This window comes from Frankia sp. CgMI4 (assembly GCF_001756285.1).
GTDB classification, from domain to species: domain Bacteria; phylum Actinomycetota; class Actinomycetes; order Frankiales; family Frankiaceae; genus Frankia; species Frankia casuarinae.
The window spans coordinates 77,725-95,845 of record NZ_MAQZ01000125.1 but is presented as its reverse complement, the minus strand read 5'-3'; the positions used below and the strand labels follow the sequence as shown (position 1 = coordinate 95,845).

General features: G+C 71.0%; 17 protein-coding genes and 1 tRNA gene. 16 read left to right on the top strand and 2 right to left on the bottom strand.

The window, feature by feature from the left end:
- The first annotated feature begins 63 nt into the window (after nucleotides 1-63).
- From Manayef4_RS21190 to der, 9 genes are all read left to right on the top strand, one after another.
- Nucleotides 64-1,053: an AAA family ATPase gene (locus tag Manayef4_RS21190; protein WP_011435892.1), complete on the top strand. Its 990-nt coding sequence runs from the start codon at nucleotides 64-66 to the stop codon at nucleotides 1,051-1,053.
- Between the two features lie 39 nt (nucleotides 1,054-1,092).
- Nucleotides 1,093-1,782, top strand: coding sequence for a M50 family metallopeptidase (locus tag Manayef4_RS21185; protein WP_011435893.1), 690 nt, complete (start codon nucleotides 1,093-1,095; stop codon nucleotides 1,780-1,782).
- A gap of 40 nt (nucleotides 1,783-1,822) precedes the next feature.
- Nucleotides 1,823-2,767, top strand: a complete 945-nt coding sequence (locus tag Manayef4_RS21180; RefSeq protein WP_070133072.1) for a ScpA family protein — start codon at nucleotides 1,823-1,825, stop codon at nucleotides 2,765-2,767.
- On the top strand, nucleotides 2,764-3,339 hold the full coding sequence (scpB, locus tag Manayef4_RS21175) for an SMC-Scp complex subunit ScpB (RefSeq protein ID WP_011435895.1): 576 nt from the start codon (nucleotides 2,764-2,766) through the stop codon (nucleotides 3,337-3,339). The genes Manayef4_RS21180 and scpB overlap by 4 nt, the downstream gene beginning before the upstream one ends.
- A gap of 56 nt (nucleotides 3,340-3,395) precedes the next feature.
- Nucleotides 3,396-4,154 (top strand): pseudouridine synthase, encoded by a 759-nt coding sequence (locus Manayef4_RS21170; RefSeq protein WP_070133070.1) that lies wholly within the window; start codon nucleotides 3,396-3,398, stop codon nucleotides 4,152-4,154.
- Between the two features lie 24 nt (nucleotides 4,155-4,178).
- Nucleotides 4,179-5,291: a prephenate dehydrogenase gene (locus Manayef4_RS21165; RefSeq protein WP_070133068.1), complete on the top strand. Its 1,113-nt coding sequence runs from the start codon at nucleotides 4,179-4,181 to the stop codon at nucleotides 5,289-5,291.
- A 94-nt stretch (nucleotides 5,292-5,385) separates the two neighbouring features.
- Nucleotides 5,386-6,192 (top strand): (d)CMP kinase, encoded by an 807-nt coding sequence (gene cmk / locus Manayef4_RS21160; protein WP_070133067.1) that lies wholly within the window; start codon nucleotides 5,386-5,388, stop codon nucleotides 6,190-6,192.
- On the top strand, nucleotides 6,189-7,016 hold the full coding sequence (locus Manayef4_RS21155) for a lysophospholipid acyltransferase family protein (RefSeq protein WP_070133065.1): 828 nt from the start codon (nucleotides 6,189-6,191) through the stop codon (nucleotides 7,014-7,016). The genes cmk and Manayef4_RS21155 overlap by 4 nt, the downstream gene beginning before the upstream one ends.
- Nucleotides 7,017-7,151: 135 nt before the next feature.
- Nucleotides 7,152-8,615 (top strand): ribosome biogenesis GTPase Der, encoded by a 1,464-nt coding sequence (der, locus tag Manayef4_RS21150; protein WP_011435900.1) that lies wholly within the window; start codon nucleotides 7,152-7,154, stop codon nucleotides 8,613-8,615.
- Between the two features lie 131 nt (nucleotides 8,616-8,746).
- Here der and Manayef4_RS21145 read toward each other — a convergent pair.
- A tRNA-Pro gene (locus Manayef4_RS21145) sits at nucleotides 8,747-8,820 on the bottom strand.
- A gap of 161 nt (nucleotides 8,821-8,981) precedes the next feature.
- Nucleotides 8,982-9,545, bottom strand: a complete 564-nt coding sequence (locus Manayef4_RS21140) for a hypothetical protein (RefSeq protein ID WP_232234942.1) — start codon at nucleotides 9,543-9,545, stop codon at nucleotides 8,982-8,984.
- 386 nt (nucleotides 9,546-9,931) lie between these two features.
- On the opposite strand from Manayef4_RS21140, the gene Manayef4_RS21135 reads away from it, so the two are divergent.
- The 7 genes from Manayef4_RS21135 to Manayef4_RS21105 all read left to right on the top strand — a co-directional run bounded on the left by Manayef4_RS21135 (nucleotide 9,932) and on the right by Manayef4_RS21105 (nucleotide 18,079).
- On the top strand, nucleotides 9,932-10,846 hold the full coding sequence (locus tag Manayef4_RS21135) for a class F sortase (RefSeq protein WP_070133063.1): 915 nt from the start codon (nucleotides 9,932-9,934) through the stop codon (nucleotides 10,844-10,846).
- Between the two features lie 532 nt (nucleotides 10,847-11,378).
- Nucleotides 11,379-12,494 carry an NlpC/P60 family protein gene (locus tag Manayef4_RS21130; protein ID WP_070133062.1) on the top strand — a complete coding sequence of 372 codons (1,116 nt, stop codon included), beginning with the start codon at nucleotides 11,379-11,381 and terminating at the stop codon, nucleotides 12,492-12,494.
- 260 nt (nucleotides 12,495-12,754) lie between these two features.
- Nucleotides 12,755-13,363, top strand: a complete 609-nt coding sequence (locus tag Manayef4_RS21125; RefSeq protein WP_011435904.1) for a CDP-alcohol phosphatidyltransferase family protein — start codon at nucleotides 12,755-12,757, stop codon at nucleotides 13,361-13,363.
- 18 nt (nucleotides 13,364-13,381) lie between these two features.
- Nucleotides 13,382-15,868 (top strand): mannose-1-phosphate guanyltransferase, encoded by a 2,487-nt coding sequence (locus Manayef4_RS21120; protein ID WP_070133061.1) that lies wholly within the window; start codon nucleotides 13,382-13,384, stop codon nucleotides 15,866-15,868.
- Nucleotides 15,869-16,050: 182 nt separating this feature from the next.
- A complete protein-coding gene (locus tag Manayef4_RS21115; protein WP_235186883.1) occupies nucleotides 16,051-16,827 on the top strand; it encodes a DUF881 domain-containing protein in 777 nt (258 codons plus the stop codon).
- Nucleotides 16,824-17,156, top strand: a complete 333-nt coding sequence (locus tag Manayef4_RS21110; protein WP_011435907.1) for a small basic family protein — start codon at nucleotides 16,824-16,826, stop codon at nucleotides 17,154-17,156. Before Manayef4_RS21115 ends, Manayef4_RS21110 begins: the two co-directional genes overlap by 4 nt.
- Nucleotides 17,157-17,158: 2 nt before the next feature.
- A complete protein-coding gene (locus Manayef4_RS21105; RefSeq protein ID WP_083282616.1) occupies nucleotides 17,159-18,079 on the top strand; it encodes a DUF881 domain-containing protein in 921 nt (306 codons plus the stop codon).
- The last annotated feature ends 42 nt before the right edge of the window (nucleotides 18,080-18,121 follow it).

Sequence of the window (18,121 nt, the reverse complement as noted above, 5' to 3'; positions counted from 1 at the left end):
GGGTCGGTGTCGGTACGCTCCTACCGGTCCGTTTCTGCTCTTTGTAGAAGGAGCAATCCCTCAGTGGTCCGTTTCACCGACACGTCGTCCGTCGCCTCACCGACCCGCCGCTTCTATGGGGAGGTGACGGTCGGTGATCCCCGCCTGTCCGAGGACGGGCGGCTCGAGGCCGGCGGTGAGAGTGTCGATGCGGGGGTGGGCGAGCCCGGACCCACCGGACGGCCGCTGCCGTCGTTTCCCGTCCCGCCCCCGCTGACGTCGCACGGTCCCGCCTGGATCGTCGCGATGTGCAACCAGAAGGGCGGGGTCGGCAAGACCACCAGTACGATCAACCTGGGTGCCGCTCTCGCGGAGTACGGCCGGCGGGTACTCCTCGTCGACTTCGATCCTCAGGGTGCGCTGTCGGTCGGGCTCGGCGTCAACCCGATGCAGTTCGACCTGACAGTGCACGACCTCCTGCTGGGCGGGGACGCCGACGTCCGCGAGGTGATCGTCGAGACCCAGGTCGATGGGCTCGACCTGCTGCCGAGCAACATCGACCTGTCCGCCGCGGAGGTGCTGCTGGTCACCGAGGTCGGCCGCGAGCACAGCCTCGCCCGCGCGCTGGCGCCGATCCTCGACGAGTACGACGTCATCCTCGTCGACTGCCAGCCCTCGCTCGGCCTACTGACCGTGAACGCGCTGACGGCGGCGGACGCCGTCATCGTCCCGCTGGAATGCGAGTACTTCGCGCTGCGGGGAGTGGCGCTGCTGTTGCAGACCATTGACAAGGTGCGCGAGCGGCTCAACTCGCGCCTGGAGCTCGCCGGCATTCTGGCCACCATGTACGACGCCCGCACCCTGCACGCCCGGGAGGTGCTGGCCCGGGTCGTCGAACGGTTCCCGGACGAGGTGTTCCACACTGTGATCAACAGGACGGTTCGGTTCCCGGAGACCACGGTGGCCGGCGAGCCGATCACCACCTACGCCCCGACGTCGGTGGGGGCTGCCGGCTACCGGCGACTCGCCCGGGAACTGATGGTCCGGCACGACACGCCGCCAGCCGTCGGCTGAACCGGGACAACGAGGCGATCGGGGCGAAAAGGTAGCGACGTGCTGTTCCACCTTGCCGAACCCGCGGCGCTTCTCGGGATCCTCCTCGCCTTCCTCATCGGGATCTTCGCCCACGACGCCGCCCAGGTGCTCGTGGCCCGGCTGGTCCGTGACCCGACCCCGATGCGCTCGGGGCGGATGATGACGGGCCTGAAGGACCGGCTCAGCCCGTTCAGCGCAGTCGCCGTCTTCGTCGTCGGCTACGGCTGGGCCGAGTCGGTGCCCATGAACGACGTGTGGCGGCGCCGCCGGTTCCACGTGGCCGCTGCCGTCCTGGCCGGGCCGCTGACGTATCTCCTGCTCGCCCTGGCCTCCCTGGCGGTGTTCCAGCCGCTCGGCGAGCCGGGGCTGGTGCGACTCGGTGACCGCGTCACCGAGGTGACGGTGCCGAACAGCTTCGGTGCCGAGCTCGCGTTGTGGATGGCCGTCACGTTCGGGTCGATGTTCATCATCAGCCTCGTCCCGGTCCCCCCGACAGACGCCGGGCGGTTGCTGTTCCTGCTCGGTCCGACCACGGCTGGCTGGCGCAACGCCCGGTACCAGTTGGCCGAGCGCAACATCGGGTTGGGCATCCTGCTGGCGTTGTTGCTGCTGCCGGTGCTGTTCGTCGGATTCCCCTCGGTCGTCGGCCAGCTCATCGGCCCGTTGCTGCGGGGACTCGCCTCGCTGATAGGCCTCAACCTGGGGTGATGATGATCACGTCGACGCCGCCGGGGCGTAGCGTGGCGCCATGACCCGGTCTCGCGCCGCCCCGGCTGACCAGGCCGCTCCGGCTGACCAGACCGACGGGAAGGCCGCCCCGCGCACCGGCGTGCCGACGGGTCGTGGTGGGCGCACGGAGACCTTCGTCGTCGAACTCGACAACTTCACCGGCCCCTTCGATCTGCTGCTCTCGCTCATCGCCAAGCATCGCCTCGACGTGACCGAGGTCGCGCTCTCCCRAGTCACCGACGAGTTCGTCGCGCACATCCGGCGGCTGGGGGACCGGTTCGACCTCGGCCAGGCCACCGAGTTCCTGGTGATCGCGGCGACCCTGCTCGACCTGAAGGCGGCCCGGCTGCTGCCGGGCGCCCTGTCCGAGGACGAGTCGGCGGACCTGGCCCTGCTGGAGGCCCGCGACCTGCTTTTCGCCCGGCTGCTGCAGTACAAGGCGTACAAGGAGGCTGCGGCGCTCTTCGCCGGCCTCATGGCCCTGGAGGCGCGCCACACCCCCCGGGCGGTACCCCTGGAGCCCCGTTACGCCGCCGCGCTGCCGGAGGTCCAGATCGGCATCGGCCCGACGGAGCTCGCGGCGCTCGCGGCCCGGCTGCGTGAGCCGCCGCTGCCGCCGCTGGTTGCGACCGATCACGTGCACCTGCCCCGGATCAGCGTGCGGGAGCACATGCTCGCCGTCATCGCGATGCTGCGCGAGGTGGGCACCGCGACCTTCGGGATGCTGTGCGTCGGCTGTCGGCAGACCATCGAGGTGGTGGCCCGGTTCCTGGCGCTGCTGGAGCTCTTCCGCGAGGGCCGGATCTCCTTCGACCAGCAGGTCCCGCTCGGCGAGCTGACGGTGCGCTGGATCGCCCTGGATCCGGCGGTCGAGGCGGACGCCCCGCCGATCGGCCACGGGCTGTTCGGATCTGATCGGTACGGTGGGGACGCGCAGGAGGAGTCGCGGGAGGTGGCGTCGTGACCAGGGAGGCCGGGGCTGCCGGGGAGGCCCGGCCGCCGCTGGGCGCGTTGCTCGAGGCGGTCCTCATGGTCGCGGAGAAGCCGGTCGGCGTCGCGGAGCTCGCGACCGGCCTCGGCGCCCCGGCGCTGGAGGTCGAGCGGCTGCTCGCGCAGCTCGCCGAGCAGTATGTCCGCGACGGCCGTGGCTTCCGACTGCGGCACACCGGTGGCGGCTGGCGCTTCTACACCGCGGACGAGTGCGCCCCCTGGGTCGAGCGCTTCGTGCTCGCCGGCCAGTCGGCCCGGCTGTCGCAGGCCGCGCTGGAGACCCTGGCCGTCGTCGCCTACCAGCAGCCGGTGAGCCGGGGGCGGATCTCGGCGGTGCGGGGTGTCTCCGCCGACGGCGTCATCCGCACCCTCACCGCCCGCGGCCTGGTCGAGGAGGTGGGGCACGATCCGGAGACCGGCGCGATCCTCTACGGCACCACCGACTACTTTCTCGAACGGATGGGGCTGCGCGGGCTCGACGAACTGCCGCCGCTTGCCCCCCTGCTGCCCGGTATCGATGAGATTGATGACATTGTTACGTCATGAGTACCAGGTTCCCGTCATGAGTATCGGGCTGCTGTCATGAGTACCAGGTTCCCGTCATGAGTAGCGGTGACCGCCCGGACGGGCCCCAGGACCAGGGCATCCGGCTGCAGAAGGTGCTGGCCGCCGCCGGGGTGGGCTCCCGCCGGCACGGCGAGGAGTTGATCGCTGCCGGTCGGGTCCGGGTGGATGGCACCGTGGTGCGCGAGCAGGGCCGCCGGGTCGATCCCGAAACCGCCCTCATCGAGGTCGACGGTGAGCGGATCGTCACCCGGACGGGCCTGGTCCACTTGGCGTTGAACAAGCCGCGCGGGGTGCTCTCGGCGATGYCGGACGACCGGGGTCGGCCGACGATCGCGGATCTGCTCACGGAGTTCGGCGGCGGGCTGTTCCACGTCGGCCGGCTCGACGCCGACAGCGAGGGGCTGCTGCTCGTCACCAACGACGGAGAGCTCGCGCACCGGCTCACCCATCCCTCGTTCGCCGTCCCCAAGACCTACCTCGTCGAGGTGTCCGGTCCGCTGCGCCGTGACGTCCTGCGCCAGCTGCGCGCGGAGGTCGAACTCGACGACGGCCCGGTGCGCGCGGACTCGGCGCGCATCGTCGACAACGCGAACGGACGGGTGATGGTCGAGGTCGTCGTGCACGAAGGGCGCAAGCACGTCGTCCGCCGGATGATGGACGCCGTCGGCCACCCGGTGCATCGACTGGTGCGCACCCGGTTCGGGGCGGTGTCGCTGGGAACCCTGCGCGCCGGGCGGGCCCGTCACCTCACCCGTCACGAGATCGGCGCCCTGTATCACGGCGTCGGTCTCTAGGCCCGAGGCTTTAGGATCAAGGCCATGGTCGGGTTGGAATGGGATGCCGCACGCCTTCCGCGCCTGCGCCGGGTCGGGGTCGTCGGCACGGGCCTGATCGGGACCAGCATCGGTCTCGCGCTGTCGGCAAGGGGCGTCGAGGTCCTGCTCCGCGACGTGGACGAGGCACAGGTCGCGCTTGCCGAGAAGATGGGGGCCGGGCGGCCGTGGGCGGGGGAGCGGGTCGATCATGCGGTCGTCGCCACCCCACTGCCGAGTGTCGCGGTCCAGGTACGCGCCCTGGCCCGCTCCGGCCTCGCGGACACGATCAGCGACGCCGGCAGCGTCAAGGTCCGACCGTTGGTCGAGGGAGTCCAGCTCGGCTGCGACCTCACGACGTGGTGCCCGGCCCACCCCATCGCCGGCCGGGAACGGCACGGGGCCGTCTCCGCCCGGGCGGACCTGTTCGCCGAGCGGGTCTGGGCGGTCTGTCCCGTCCCGCACACCGGGTCGGCCGCGGTGCACGCCACGGTGGCGCTGGCGTTCGCCTGCGGGGCCACGCCGGTGCGGACCACCCCGCAGCGTCACGACRCGGCGATGGCGTCGGTCTCCCACGTGCCCCAGATCGTCGCGAGCGCGCTCGCGGGGGCGCTCGTCGGGCTGCCGGAACGGGACGTGCCCTTCGTCGGGCAGGGGTTCCGCGACACCACCCGGCTCGCCGACAGCGACGCCGAGCTGTGGTCGGGGATCATCGAGGGTAACCGCGGCCCGATCGCCGAGCGGGTGCGTTCCCTCGGCGCCCAGCTCACCGCGCTCGCCGACGTCCTCGACACCGGTTCCGGTGACGAGGTCACCGCCGCGGTCTCCCGGCTCATGCGGGGCGGCCAGGCCGGCCGTGCGCTGCTTCCGCGCAAGCCCGGCGCCCCGGCGCAGTCCTGGGGCTGGGTGGGGGTCGTGCTCGACGACCGACCCGGCCAGCTCGCCGCGCTCGTCGGCTTCATCAGCCAGTGGCAGATCAACATTGAGGATGTCGGGCCCTTCGAGCACAGCCTTGACGCACCCGCCGGCATCGTCGAGCTCGCGGTGGATCCGACGGCYGCGGACGAGCTCGTCGRCCGGTTGACGCTCAACGGCTGGACGGCATACCGGCGATCCTGATGCCGTACCGAGTAGCCTGATCCGGGTTGCACATGTCGGCATCCGCGGGGGCGCGATCCGACGACTCTTTATGTGACCGGGACGGAGGAATCGGGTGAAGCCCGACCACGGGTCTGCGCTGTCGGCGGGAAGCACGGTCACCGACAGCCGGGAGGGAACGTCTGCGCCGCTCGGGTCCGAGGGAGATGGTCCCGCGGTCCACGAAGGCGGGGCCGAGGGTCTGATCGTGGCGGTCGACGGTCCCGGAGGGTCGGGGAAGAGCACCGTGGCCCGCGAGATCGCCCGCCGCCTCGGCCTGCGGTACCTCGACACTGGGGCGATGTACCGCGCGGTCACCCAGCTCGCGCTGGAACAGCGGATTGACATCGAGGACTCGGCGGCGGTCGCGGAGCTGGCCGAGCGGGCGGTGATCTCGGTCGGTACGGACCCGGACGAGCCCTCGATCGCCATCGACGGTGTCGGGGTGGACGCCCAGATCCGCACCCGCGCGGTGACCAACGCGGTCAGTGYGATCGCGGCGGTGCCGGCGGTGCGGGCGTTGCTCGTCACCCAACAGCGTCAGGTGATCGCCGCCGCGTTGCCGGCCGGCGGCATCGTCGTGGAGGGTCGCGACATCGGCTCGGTCGTGGCGCCGGGCGCCCAGATCAAAGTCTTCCTCACCGCCTCGACCGAGGTCCGTGCGCTGCGTCGCTCCCGCCAGCTCGGGGAGAAGGGCGTCGACGACGTCGCCCGGACCCTCGCCGAACTCGACCGGCGCGACGCGCTCGACAGCAACCGGGCGGCGGACCCGCTGGCCATCCCGCCCGACGCGGTGGTTCTGGACTCGACGGCCCTGTCGGTGTCCGAAGTCGTCGACGAGGTGCTTCGGCGTTGCGAGCAGCTGCCGAACCGGACGAGATGACCACGTCGAACCCCCGCGTTGAGGCGCCCCGCGTTGAGGCCRCTCGGCCGGACGACGGTGCCGGCGAACGTGCCGCGGAGGCGGCCCGGCGGGCCGCCCGGGTGGCGCGTGGACCGGTCCACCGGGGTGCCGCGTCACCGATCTACAACGACCTCCCGCACCGCGTCCTCAAGCCCGGGGTCCGCTGGTTCCTCAACCGGGTGGTCATGCAGATCAGCCTGGAGGGGCTTGAGAACGTCCCCTTCGACGAGCCGTTGATCTTCGCTGGGAACCACAGCAGTTGGCTGGATGGCCCGTTGGTGGTGATCGAGTCCCCACGGACCGTGYGCTGCCTGAGCAAGGTCGAGATGTACCGGGGGGTGCTCGGCCGGGCGCTGCTGTTCAGCGGTCAGATTCCGATCGATCGTGATCGGGCCGACCGGGAGGCCCTGCACACCGCGCTGGACGAGCTCTCCCGTGGCGGGGCGATCGGGCTGTTCCCCGAGGGCACCCGGGGCAGCGGGGAGATGGCGGCGGTCCAGCACGGCATCGCCTACCTCGCGGTGCACGGCCGCTGCCGCGTCCTACCGGTGGCCTGCATCAACACCGGTGCCGCCCTGCCCCGGGGGGCGCGCTGGCCGCGCCGGTCGGTGCCGATCCGGGTGGTCTTCGGTGCGCCGTTCGCGGTGGAGGTCCCGGCGAACCCACGCTCGCGCAAGGCGCTGGCCGCCGTCGCGGAGGACATCCGGGTGCGCCTGCTCGACCATCTGGCGACCGTCCGGGCCGGAAAGGCCTGCGGCGAGGCGGGCGGGACCGGCGGAGCTGACCGGGCCGGCGCCGGGTAATCTGAGCAAGATCGCTGCTCGCTCCGGACGGGCGGGTGAGAGCCCCCGGCGATCCGACCACGCTCGCGTGTCCGGCGCCGAGCCCGGGAATCACAGGCGATCCCCGTCCCACGATGACAGTTGGCAGTGACAGTGATGAGCGGACAAGACCTATCAACGGACCTCGGCGCGGCCGGGTTCGACCGGTTTGCCGACGGTGGCCTCGGCGATGACGTCGGCGGCCCCGATGGGTTCGCGGGCGAGCTCGACGGCGAGTTCGCGGGCCCCGGGATCGGTCAACCGGTGGTGGCCGTCGTGGGGCGACCCAACGTGGGCAAGTCGACGTTGGTCAACCGCATCCTCGGCCGGCGGGCCGCGGTCGTCGAGGACGTCCCCGGGGTGACCCGTGACCGCGTCGCCTACGACGCGGTCTGGAGCGGGCGGCGGTTCACCCTCGTCGACACCGGCGGCTGGGAACCCGACGCGACGGGGCTGGCCGCCCAGGTCTCCGAGCAGGCCCGCGCGGCGCTCGACACCGCCGATGCGGTGCTGTTCATCGTGGACGTCGTCACCGGTGCCACCGACGCCGACGAGGCGGTCGCCCGGGTGCTGCACCGCTGCGGGCTGCCGGTGATCCTGGTGGCGAACAAGGTCGACGACGTACGATTCGAGGCTGATGCGGCGGCGCTGTGGAGCCTCGGGCTCGGCGAGCCGCACCCGGTCTCGGCCCTGCACGGCCGGGGCAGTGGAGACCTGCTCGACGCCGTGCTCGCCGCGTTGCCCGAGGCGCCGCGCGAGATCCTCACMGAGTCCGACGGCCCACGGCGGGTCGCCCTGATCGGCCGGCCCAACGTCGGCAAGTCGAGTCTGCTGAACAAGCTCGCCGGCAGCCGGCGGTCGTTGGTGCACGACGTCGCCGGCACCACCCGGGACCCGGTCGACGAGCTGGTGACGGTCGGCGGCGAGGAGTGGATGTTCATCGACACCGCCGGGCTGCGCCGTCGCGTCCGGGAGGCCTCCGGCGCCGAGTACTACTCGTCGCTGCGCACCGCCTCGGCCCTGGAAGCCGCCGAGGTCGCCATCGTCCTGCTCGCCGCGGACGAGCCGGTGACCGAGCAGGACCAGCGGGTCATCTCGATGGTCGTCGACGCGGGACGGGCCCTCGTCCTCGCCTTCAACAAGTGGGACCTGGTGGACACCGACCGCCGGCTCACCCTGGAACGGGAGATCGTCCGTGACCTCGGCCGGGTCGCGTGGGCGCCGCGGGTGAACGTCTCGGCCCGTACCGGGCGTGCGACCGACCGGCTCGCCCCCGCGCTGCGCACCGCGCTGGAGTCCTGGGGTACCCGGATCCCGACCGGCCGGCTGAACACCTGGTTGGGTGAGGTCGTCGCCGCGACCCCGCCGCCAGCACGTGGAGGGCGGGTTCCGAAGGTCCTGTTCGCGACCCAGGCCGGAGTGCGCCCGCCGCGGTTCGTGGTGTTCACGACGGGTTTTCTGGAGTCGTCCTACCGTCGATTCCTGGAACGCCGGCTCCGGGAGGACTTCGGCTTCGCCGGTTCGCCCATCTCGATCTCGGTGCGGGTGCGTGAACGCGGCGACCGCAGGGGCGGCGGCTGACGGTTGGACCGGGTTCCGGCCGTCAGCCGGGTGGGCTTTCCGGTCCGGCCGGACCGGCGTGACGGCGGCTTACGACGAAAAAACCCGTTGAGCAGGCTCACCTGCCTGAGCAACGGGTTTTACCACCTCTGTCGGGACGACAGGATTTGAACCTGCGACCCCCAGACCCCCAGTCTGGTGCGCTACCAAGCTGCGCCACGTCCCGTACAGCAGCCACATTACCGTACCGGCGACCACTACGGTGACCGGGGGTCGCGTCGTTGACGACGCGACCCCCGACCCTCGTGCGTGGGCCCCGCGTGGGACCAGGCCGAGGCCGTCACCCACGAGGGTGTCCGCACGCCGCAGGGCCGCCGAACAGCAGGGTCAGCTCGCACCCTGGGCGCGCCGTCGGGTAACCCCGGCGCCGATCAGCAGGGCGCCCACTGCCGCACCGGCCAGCGGGAGCAGGGGCGAGGACCCGGGGTCGGCCATCCCGCCGCCACCTGCGGCGACACCGCCCCCCGGCCCGCCCCCCGGCCCGACGCCGGCACCGACGCCGGCACCRACGCCGGCAATGGCGCAGTCGCGCTTCTTGTCGTCCCAGTTGAACCAGTCGTCCTTGCCGTCCTTGCCGTCCTTGCCGTTCTTGCCGTCCAGACCGTCCTTGCCGTCCAGACCGTCCTTGCCGTTCTTGCCGTCCAGGCCGTCCCTGCCGTCGTCGATCCGATCGGCCCGGATCCGCTTGTCGCCGTCGATCTTGTCATCGCGGTCGCGGTCCTTGCCGTCCAGATTGTCCTTGTCGCCAAAGAGGCCCCACCCGTCCTTCTTGTCGTCGCACCGGTGGTTGTCCTTGTCGTCGAGGGCGTGGGCAGCGGCCAGGCCGGGCCCGAAGGTTAGGGTGACGCTCGCCGCGCTTGATATCGCGAGAACGGCGGCGCTTCGACCCATACCTTTCTTCATCTGGTCCCCTCTCTCACGTACGGTGATCTATTCGTTACTGCGAGTGATACCATAGCGACTGAGTGTGGGGATGCGGGTTAACCGCCCGGGCGTGGTGCGGCCGGATCGACCTCCTTGTGGCGGCGATCGGGTTGCTTTTTCGGTCTAGTTCGTCCAGTTTTCGGTGATCTCGGAATCGTTGAGACCGGTACACCTCGCTCACAAGCATGCCGCTCACGGAAAGTATCTTCACTGATTGGTAGAGTCACCGTCGGTGGTTTCGTGACCCTGGCACGTGACGGTTCGGAGCCGCGGGCGGGGCGCCGGACGATCCACCTCGGGAGCGATCCGCACGCGTACGTGGACGATCGACGGGCGGGATGGCGGGAGGAGCTGTGAAAGGTGGGACGGGCGGCGGTAACCAGCGGCCCGCGAACGGCGCACCGACGGCCTTCTCCGTCCGGACACCCGTCGCGGGTCGGCGCATCCCGCTCTGGCGGTGGCTTCTCCTCGTCGGGGCGGTCCTCGTCCTCGGCAGCGGTTTCCGGCTGGCGGAACCGGCGTTCGATGCCGTCCATGGCGCTCCCGGGGCGGACGCGACGGCCGACATCGCCGACGTCCCGCCGCCGCCCACCCCCGTGCCGACGACCGGCCGGTTCGGGCTACCTCCCGCCGTCCCCGAGCAGCCAGTGGTGGTCGTCAACAATCCGTCCCGGCTGCGCATCCCCCGGATCAGGGTGGACGCTCCGATCATTCATCTGGGTCTGAACCCGGATGGCACGCTCGGGGTGCCCAAGGCATGGGGAGATGTCGGCTGGTATGACCGCGGTCCGGCGCCTGGTGGCATCGGCCCTGCCGTGCTCGTCGGCCATTACGATTCCACCACCGGCCCGGCGGTCTTCTACCGGCTGCACGAGCTCGTGCCCGGCGACCGTATCGAGGTCGCTTCGCCGACCGGCGTGTCCACGACGTTCGTCGTCGATCGCGCGGAGAACGTGGTGAAGTCGAGGTTCCCGACGAACCGGGTCTACGGACCGGTAATCCGCCCTGAACTGCGCCTGATCACCTGCGGGGGCGCCTTCGACCGGAAGGCCAGGCACTATCTCAACAACCTGGTGGTGTACGCGCACGCCGAATCCTCGGCAGGAGCCGCGCCCGTCGTGCCGGCCCGGTCTGCGGCGAGCGTGCTTCCGCCGGATCCGTCGCGGGGGCCCGTGCCCGCGCACCCATCGCCCGGGCAGCCGTCGCCCGGGCAGCCGCCGGCGCAGGTCGGTTCCGTCCCGAGCGTGAACCCGCCGCCCGCACCCTGACGACCCGGCCCGTTCCGCTGCCGGATCGCCGACGAGACAGCCGGCGAGATCTACGACACGTCGATGCTCGGGGCGTCGTGACGACCTGACGCGAGGTGGCGTGATCAAGCCGCCGACGGACACCCGGCGTGACGGCATCCGTACTTCTTGCCGAGTAGCGACGGTCTTCTGGTGCCGTGTTCAAGCGTTGGGGTGGGGGTGATTGCGAGCCGCCCGGGTATGTCCACTATGGTCATCAACGGCACTTCTGTTCTACCGATCCATAGGTGTCCGGATTATGAAGTGTCTGCTACATGTCATACAGATATACCTATTTTGATAGAGATACCCGTCGGACCGATGTGCCTGGTCCTGCCCCCGGTTCGGCGGCCCCTCCGAGTATGTCGGGGCAGGTGCGGGGAGCCGTGGTTCCGGGTGTGGCCGGCGGATCCGGCCGCGTTCTGGCGGTGACGGCACTGACCGGGTCGTCGGCCGCCGGGCTGGCCAGCCCGAACCCGACAGCTCCCTCGTAGGCGCACGGGAAGGACACGTCTTGCCCCGTCGTGGTATGGCCTGGCTTCCGGAGGACTGGGACCAGTTCGTCCGGAATCGTCAGCGCCCGCCGGCGCCCCACGGCTCCTCAGGCTCCGGCGCGGCTCGCCGCCGTACCACTCCTCCTCCGCGACGCGCGGTCACCATCGCCGCGTTCACCACCGGGACGATCGCGGCCTCGACCGCCGCCTTCGCGGCCACCGTCCCCGGGGGCGCCGACGGAACCTCGTCACTGGAGTCGAACTCCCTCACCCAGGAAGCCGCGCTCGTCCCGGGACACCACGCCACCGGCGGCGATGCGGCCTCGGCCCGCAGGCTCGCCCCGTTGGCCACCGCCATCGCGGACCACGACCCCGTCTTCACCAGCGTCTCGATCGCCGCGGACAAGACCTCGGTCGCGCCCAACACCCCGGTGGTGCTCACGGTGCGGGCGTTGGAATCGGACAGCGGCACCCCGCTCGCGAACCAGGACGTCCGTATCGTCGTGGTGAACGGTCCCCAGTGGCAGACCTCCACGAGGTTGCGGACCGACGCGAACGGCGCCGCGCAGATCACCGCGCGCCTGCTCTCCACGACGACGATCACCGCGGTCTTCGACGGATCGAACGCCCTGCGTCCCTCCGTGGCCGGTGCCGCCACGGTGACGATCGCGAGTCCGACGGGTCCGGGACGGTCGGGTTCGGGAGGGTCGGGTTCGGGAGGGTCGGGTTCGGGAGGGTCGGGTTCCGTCATCGACCAGGCGATCCCAAAGGTCATCCCGGGTAGCTCGATCGGGGAGAAGGCCGTCTACCTCGCGTCGTTGAACAAGGGTAAGCCGTATGTCTGGGGCGCGGAGGGTCCGTACTCGTTCGACTGCYCCGGACTCGTCCAGTACGTCTTCAAACAACTCGGCCGCTCGCTGCCGCGCGTGGCCGAGGACCAGTACCGGGTCTCGATGAAGGTGCCCCAGTCCGGCAAGCAGCCCGGCGACTTGATCTTTTACGGTACTCCTGGGAATATCTACCATGTCGGCATCTATGCCGGGAATGGGTATATGTGGGCTGYCCCGCAGACCGGCGGTGTCGTGTCGCTGCGGCCCATCTACAGCTCCACCTACAAGGTCGGCCGCATCCTCTGAGCCCGGTCCCATCCGACCCGGTCCGAACGCCGGGGTACCCCGCCGGCGGATCCCTCTCCGCTCCCCGTGTCCCACGATCCGCTAGCGTCAGCGATGTCCGGCCCGTCGGCGGGGCGTTGCGGCCCCCACCGGGCCCGGACGTCCCCACTGGCGCCGAACCCGTCGGGTGGGGACCTGCGGGAGCGCCGGGTGCGGTGGGCTRCCGTTCACCGCCTTCGCGGCGCGTCGCGCCGCCCAACCGGTGGAGGAGAGACGGCCGCATGACCATGCCCACCGCCTCGGACCGGATCTGGACGGTTCCGAACGCGCTGTCCGCCCTGCGGCTGCTCGGCGTGCCGGTCTTCCTCTGGCTGGTGCTGGGTCCGAAGGCGGACGGTGCGGCGCTCGGCGTTCTCGCGTTCGCCGGAATCAGCGACTACCTGGACGGCAAGCTCGCGCGGGTGCTGAACCAGACGAGTCGCCTCGGCGTCCTGCTGGATCCCCTCGCCGACCGGTTCTACATCCTCGCCACCATCGTCGCTCTGACCCTCCGCGGGATCGTGCCGGTCTGGTTCGCGGTTCTGCTCCTTGCCCGCGACGTGGCGCTGCTGGCGCTGCCGCCGTTGCTGCGCAGGATCGGGGTCGGCGTCACGCTGCCCGTGCACTACCTGGGCAAGGCTGCGACGTTCAACCTGTTGTACGCCTTCCCTCTCCTGCTGCTGTCCGCCGGGGATTCCTGGCTGGCCACCGCGGCACGCCCGGTCGGATGGGCGTTCGCGATCTGGGGTACTGCCCTGTACTGGTGGTCTGGTCTTCTGTACTTCGTCCAGGCCGGCCAGCTCGTCCGGCGCTTCCGGGCGGACGCCCGGACCAGCGCAAGTGGGAGGTGACCGGTGAGAGCCGTCGTCATGGCCGGTGGCGAGGGCACCCGGCTGCGTCCGTTGACCGCGAACCTGCCCAAACCACTGCTCCCCGTCGTCAACCGGCCGATCATGGAGCATGTGCTGCGCCTACTCAAACGGCACGGCTTCGACGAGACGGTGGTGACCGTCCAGTTTCTGGCCTCGATGATCCGGACATACTTCGGTTCCGGTGACGAGCTCGGGATGCACCTGTCGTACGCCACCGAGACGACCCCGCTGGGCACCGCCGGCAGCGTGAAGAACGCCGAGGACGCCCTGCGGGACGAGGCGTTCCTGGTCATCAGCGGGGACGCGCTGACCGACATCGACCTCACCGACCTGGTTGCCTTCCACCGGCGTCAGGGCGCGCTCGTCACCGTCGCGCTGAAATCCGTCCCCGATCCGCTCGAGTTCGGCATCGTCATCACCGGCGAGGACGGACGGATCCAGCGCTTCCTGGAGAAGCCGACCTGGGGGCAGGTGTTCTCCGACACCGTCAACACCGGCATCTACGTGATGGAGCCCGAGGTGCTTGCCCAGGTGCCGCCCGGCGAGGCGGTGGACTGGTCCGGCGACAYCTTCCCCCGGCTGGTCGAGGCGGGTGCCCCGGTGTACGGCTACGTGGCGTCCGGGTACTGGGAGGACGTCGGCACCATCGCGAGCTTCCAACGGGCCCAGGCCGACGTGCTCAACCGCCAGGTCGACGTGGAGATCGGCGGTTTCGAGGTGTCCCCCGGGGTGTGGATCGGTGAGGACGCCGAGGTCCATCCGGAGGCGATCCTCAAGGGGCCGCTCGTGGTCGGTGACTACAGCAAGGTGGAGGCCGGCGCCGAGCTGCGGGAGTTTTCCGTGCTGGGCAGCAACGTGCTGGTGAAGAGCGGCGCGTTCCTGCACCGGGCGATCGTCCAGGACAACGCGCTCATCGGCCCGCAGACGAACCTGCGCGGCTGCGTCATCGGCAAGAGCACCGACGTGCTGCGGGCGGCCAGGATCGAGGAGGGCGCCGTCGTCGGAGACGAGTGCGTCGTCCGCGAGGAGGCGTTCGTCTCCCATGACGTGAAGGTGTATCCGTTCAAGACGATCGAGGCCGGCGCGGTCGTCAACACCTCCGTCATCTGGGAGTCCCGCGGCCAGCGGACCCTGTTCGGGCCGCGCGGGGTGTCCGGCCTGGTGAACGCGGAGATCACCCCGGAGCTGGTGGTGCGCCTCGCCGGCGCCTACGCCACGACCCTGAAGAAGGGGGCCACCGTCACCACCGCGCGGGACGGTTCCCGCGCCGCCCGGGCCCTCAAGCGGGCCGTCATCAGCGCGTTGACCGCCGGCGCCATCAACGTCCGTGATCTCGAGGTGGCACCGATGCCGGTCACCCGCTTCGACGTCCGCTCGTCCAACGCCGCCGGGGGGATCATGCTGCGCACCACCCCCGGAGACCCGGAACGCATCGACATCATCTTCCTGGATGCCGACGGCGACGACCTCTCCCCGGTGGCACAGCGCAAGCTAGACCGGGTCTTCTCCCGCCAGGAGTTCCGCCGGGCCTTTCCCGGTGAGATCGGTGACCTGCGTTTCCCGGCCCGTACCATGGATCTCTACATCCAGGATCTGCTCGACCGGGTCGATACCGCCGGCGTCGYCGAGGCGGATCTCAAGATCGTCGTTGATTCCTCGGGTGGCTCGGCGTCCCTGGTGCTGCCGACACTGCTCGGCCGGCTCGGCGTTGACGTGCTCACCGTCAACGGACGCGTTGACGAGACCATCCCGCCCCGCAGCGCCCTGGAGGATCYGCGGGCCACCGACCGCCTGGGCGCCCTCGTCGCCAGCTCCGGGGCGGCCTTCGGCGTGCGGTTCGATCATGTCGGCGAGCGCGTCACGATCGTTGACGAGCGGGGGGACCTTATCGACGATGACCGGGCCCTGCTGGTGTTCCTCGACCTCGTCGCGGCGGAGAATCCCGGCGCGGAGGTAGCCCTCCCGGTGACCATCACCCGGGTAGCCGACCAGGTCACCCGCTTCCACGGGCTGACGGTACGCCGGACCTYCCTGTCGGCGGCGGCGCTGACCGGGGTCGCCCGTGACGACGGCATCGTCTTCGCCGCCGACGGGCGGGGCGGCTTCATCGTCCCCGAGTTCGCCCCCGCGATCGACGGGATCGCGGCGTTCGTGAAACTGCTGGCCCTGGTGGCACGGACCCGGCTGACACTCAGCACCATCGACGCCCGGATACCTTCGGTGGCGATCCTGCGCCGTTCAGTGCCCACCCCGTGGGCGGTCAAGGGCACCGTCATGCGTCGCGTGGTGGAGTCGGTCGACCCGGATACGGGGTATGTCATCGACACCACGGACGGGGTTCGGATCGTCGGTCCGGACGGCTCCTGGATCCTGGTGTTGCCTGACCCGAGCGAGGCGGTCACCCACCTGTGGTCGGAGGGCGCCGACATCGAGGAGGCCCACGTGCTGCTGCGGCGCTGGGTCGAGGTGGTCGAGGCGCGGTAGCCGCGGCACGCGCGGCGAGGCCTTGGTCGGCGGCGCTCGGTGTCCGGTCGGTCAGAATGCCGAATGTGCGAGAACGGACCGGATGGCCACGCCGAGGGCCGGTATGCCCCGGGGCCGCCGGCCCTTCGGATCCCTGCGGAGTCTCCGGGCGGCCCCGTCGCCCTTGGCAGCGTCCCCTCGCCTTGGCCCTCGTCCTCGGCCTGCTCGGCCTGGTGATCGCGACCGGGGCCCGGCGTGCCGCGACGACGGCCGGGGAACGTGCGGAGCTCGTCGCGGCCCTGCGCGCGAAGATACATGAGCGATCCGCCGTGACCACTGCGGCCGCGACCCGGGTCGGCGAGCTGCGCCTGCGGGTGAAGACGGCGCGGGAACAGCGCGCCCGGGCCGAGCGTGAGCTGGCCTGGGCCACGGCGGCGCTGTCGGATCTCGGGCCGGCGGCAGGCTGGTCCCCCGTGCGTGGACCGGGTGCCCGGATCGAGCTCGCGGACCGGACCGCCCCCGGGCCGTCGGCACCGTCGGCACCGTCGGCACCTCGTGCGTCAACGGCACCCACCCCGCTGCGCCCGTTGACCGGGCTCGCCGGTCCCCACCCCGCACCGGCGTCCGACTGGACCCGGATTCAAGATCGAGATCTTGCCGATCTCGTCAACGTGCTGTGGATCTCGGGTGCCGAGGCTGTCGCGGTCAACGGCGTCCGCCTGACGGCTCTCAGCGCTATCCGGGCGGCCGGTGATCTCATTCTCGTCGGATTCGTACCGATGATCGCGCCGTACACCGTCGAAGCGGTGGGTGATCCGGACGATCTCGTGCGGCGTCTCGAGGAGTCCGCCGTGATCGACCGGCTGCGGCATCGTCCCGACTCACCGGTGACCTCCCTGTCGGTCGTCACCGTCAGAAACCTGACCCTGCCCGCGGCCGATCCCCAGGTGCTGCGGCATGCTCGACGGAGCGAATCATGATCGCCGTGGTAGCCCTTGCCCTGGGCGTGACGGCCGGCCTGGTGCTGGGCCCGACCGTCCCCGACTGGATGGATCCCTACCTCCCAGTCGCCGTGGTGGCCGCGGTGGACGCTGCTCTCGGCGGCGCGCGGGCCGTCGCGGAGAGGGTGTTCGACGACCGGGTGTTCATCGTCTCGTTCGTCTTCGACGTCGCGATCGCCGTCCTGATGGTGCTGCTCGGCGACCTGATCGGGTTCGGCGGCGCGTTGTCCACCGCGGTGGTCGTGGTGCTGGGCATCCGCATCTTCACCACCGCGACCGCGTTGCGCCAACATCTGATCAAGGTCTGACGATGGCGGTGACCTCGACAGGCGACCCTTCGGAATCCGGGCCCGGACGGAAGTCCGCATCCGATCCGAAGCCCGATCCGGTGCCGGTCTCCGATGCGCCGGTCTCCGATGCGCCGGTCTCCGATGCGCCGGTCTCCGATGCGCCGTCGGACCCGCCCACGTCGCCCGTCGTGGTCCCTGTCGCGTCGGAGCCGACACCGAGCCCGGTTCCGGGGCACGTCCGGCCGGGTCGTGCCCGGACGCGGCGTGCCCTGAGTCTGGTCCTGCTCGCCGGTCTCGGTTTCGCCGCGGTCGCCGCGACCCGGTCCGCGCAGCCGTCCTTCGGACTCGCCACCGCGCGGCCGGACGAGCTCGCCGCGACCCTCGGTGCGATCGGCGCCGTCGACCGGTCCCTGGCAGCCCGGGAGCAGCAGCTCCGCCGGGAGGCGGAACCGATGATGCCGCCCGTGCCGACGTCGGTGCCGGCCCCGGCGGCCGGGCCGGACGAGGTGCGTCGCGAGGCCGACCGGCTGGCGATCCTCACCGGCATGGTGCCGGTCACCGGATCGGGGCTCGAGCTGACGATCCAGGACCCTCACCGCGCGGTCGACGCCTCGATCCTCGTCGACGCCCTGCAGGAGCTACGGGACGCGGGCGCCGAGGCGATCGAGATCGCCGGGGTCCGAGCGGTCGTCTCGACCTACGTGGCCGACGAGCCCGGGCGGGGGTTGGTGGTCGACGGCACGTCGATCGCGCCGCCGTACGTGCTGCGGGTGGTGGGCGACGCCCACACGCTGGACCAGGCGATGCGGATCCCCGGCGGGGTGCTCGATACGGTAGCGGCACGGGACGGGGCGCAGGCGACCGTTCGGACCTCCGAGCACATCGAGATCCGTGCGCTGCGACCCGCTCCGAGTCCTCGCTACGCCCGTCCGGCCGGATAGGAGACCCCCTGTCCCCGGGCCAGCCGAGGAACGTGGTTCCTG

What these genes read in the sequence shown, in the direction of transcription:
- Manayef4_RS21125 (WP_011435904.1), top strand. Translation starts at nt 12,755, where the DNA reads ATGACCATGCCCACCGCCTCGGACCGGATCTGGACGGTTCCGAACGCG.
- Manayef4_RS21110 (WP_011435907.1), top strand. Translation starts at nt 16,824, where the DNA reads ATGATCGCCGTGGTAGCCCTTGCCCTGGGCGTGACGGCCGGCCTGGTG.
- Manayef4_RS21105 (WP_083282616.1), top strand. Translation starts at nt 17,159, where the DNA reads ATGGCGGTGACCTCGACAGGCGACCCTTCGGAATCCGGGCCCGGACGG.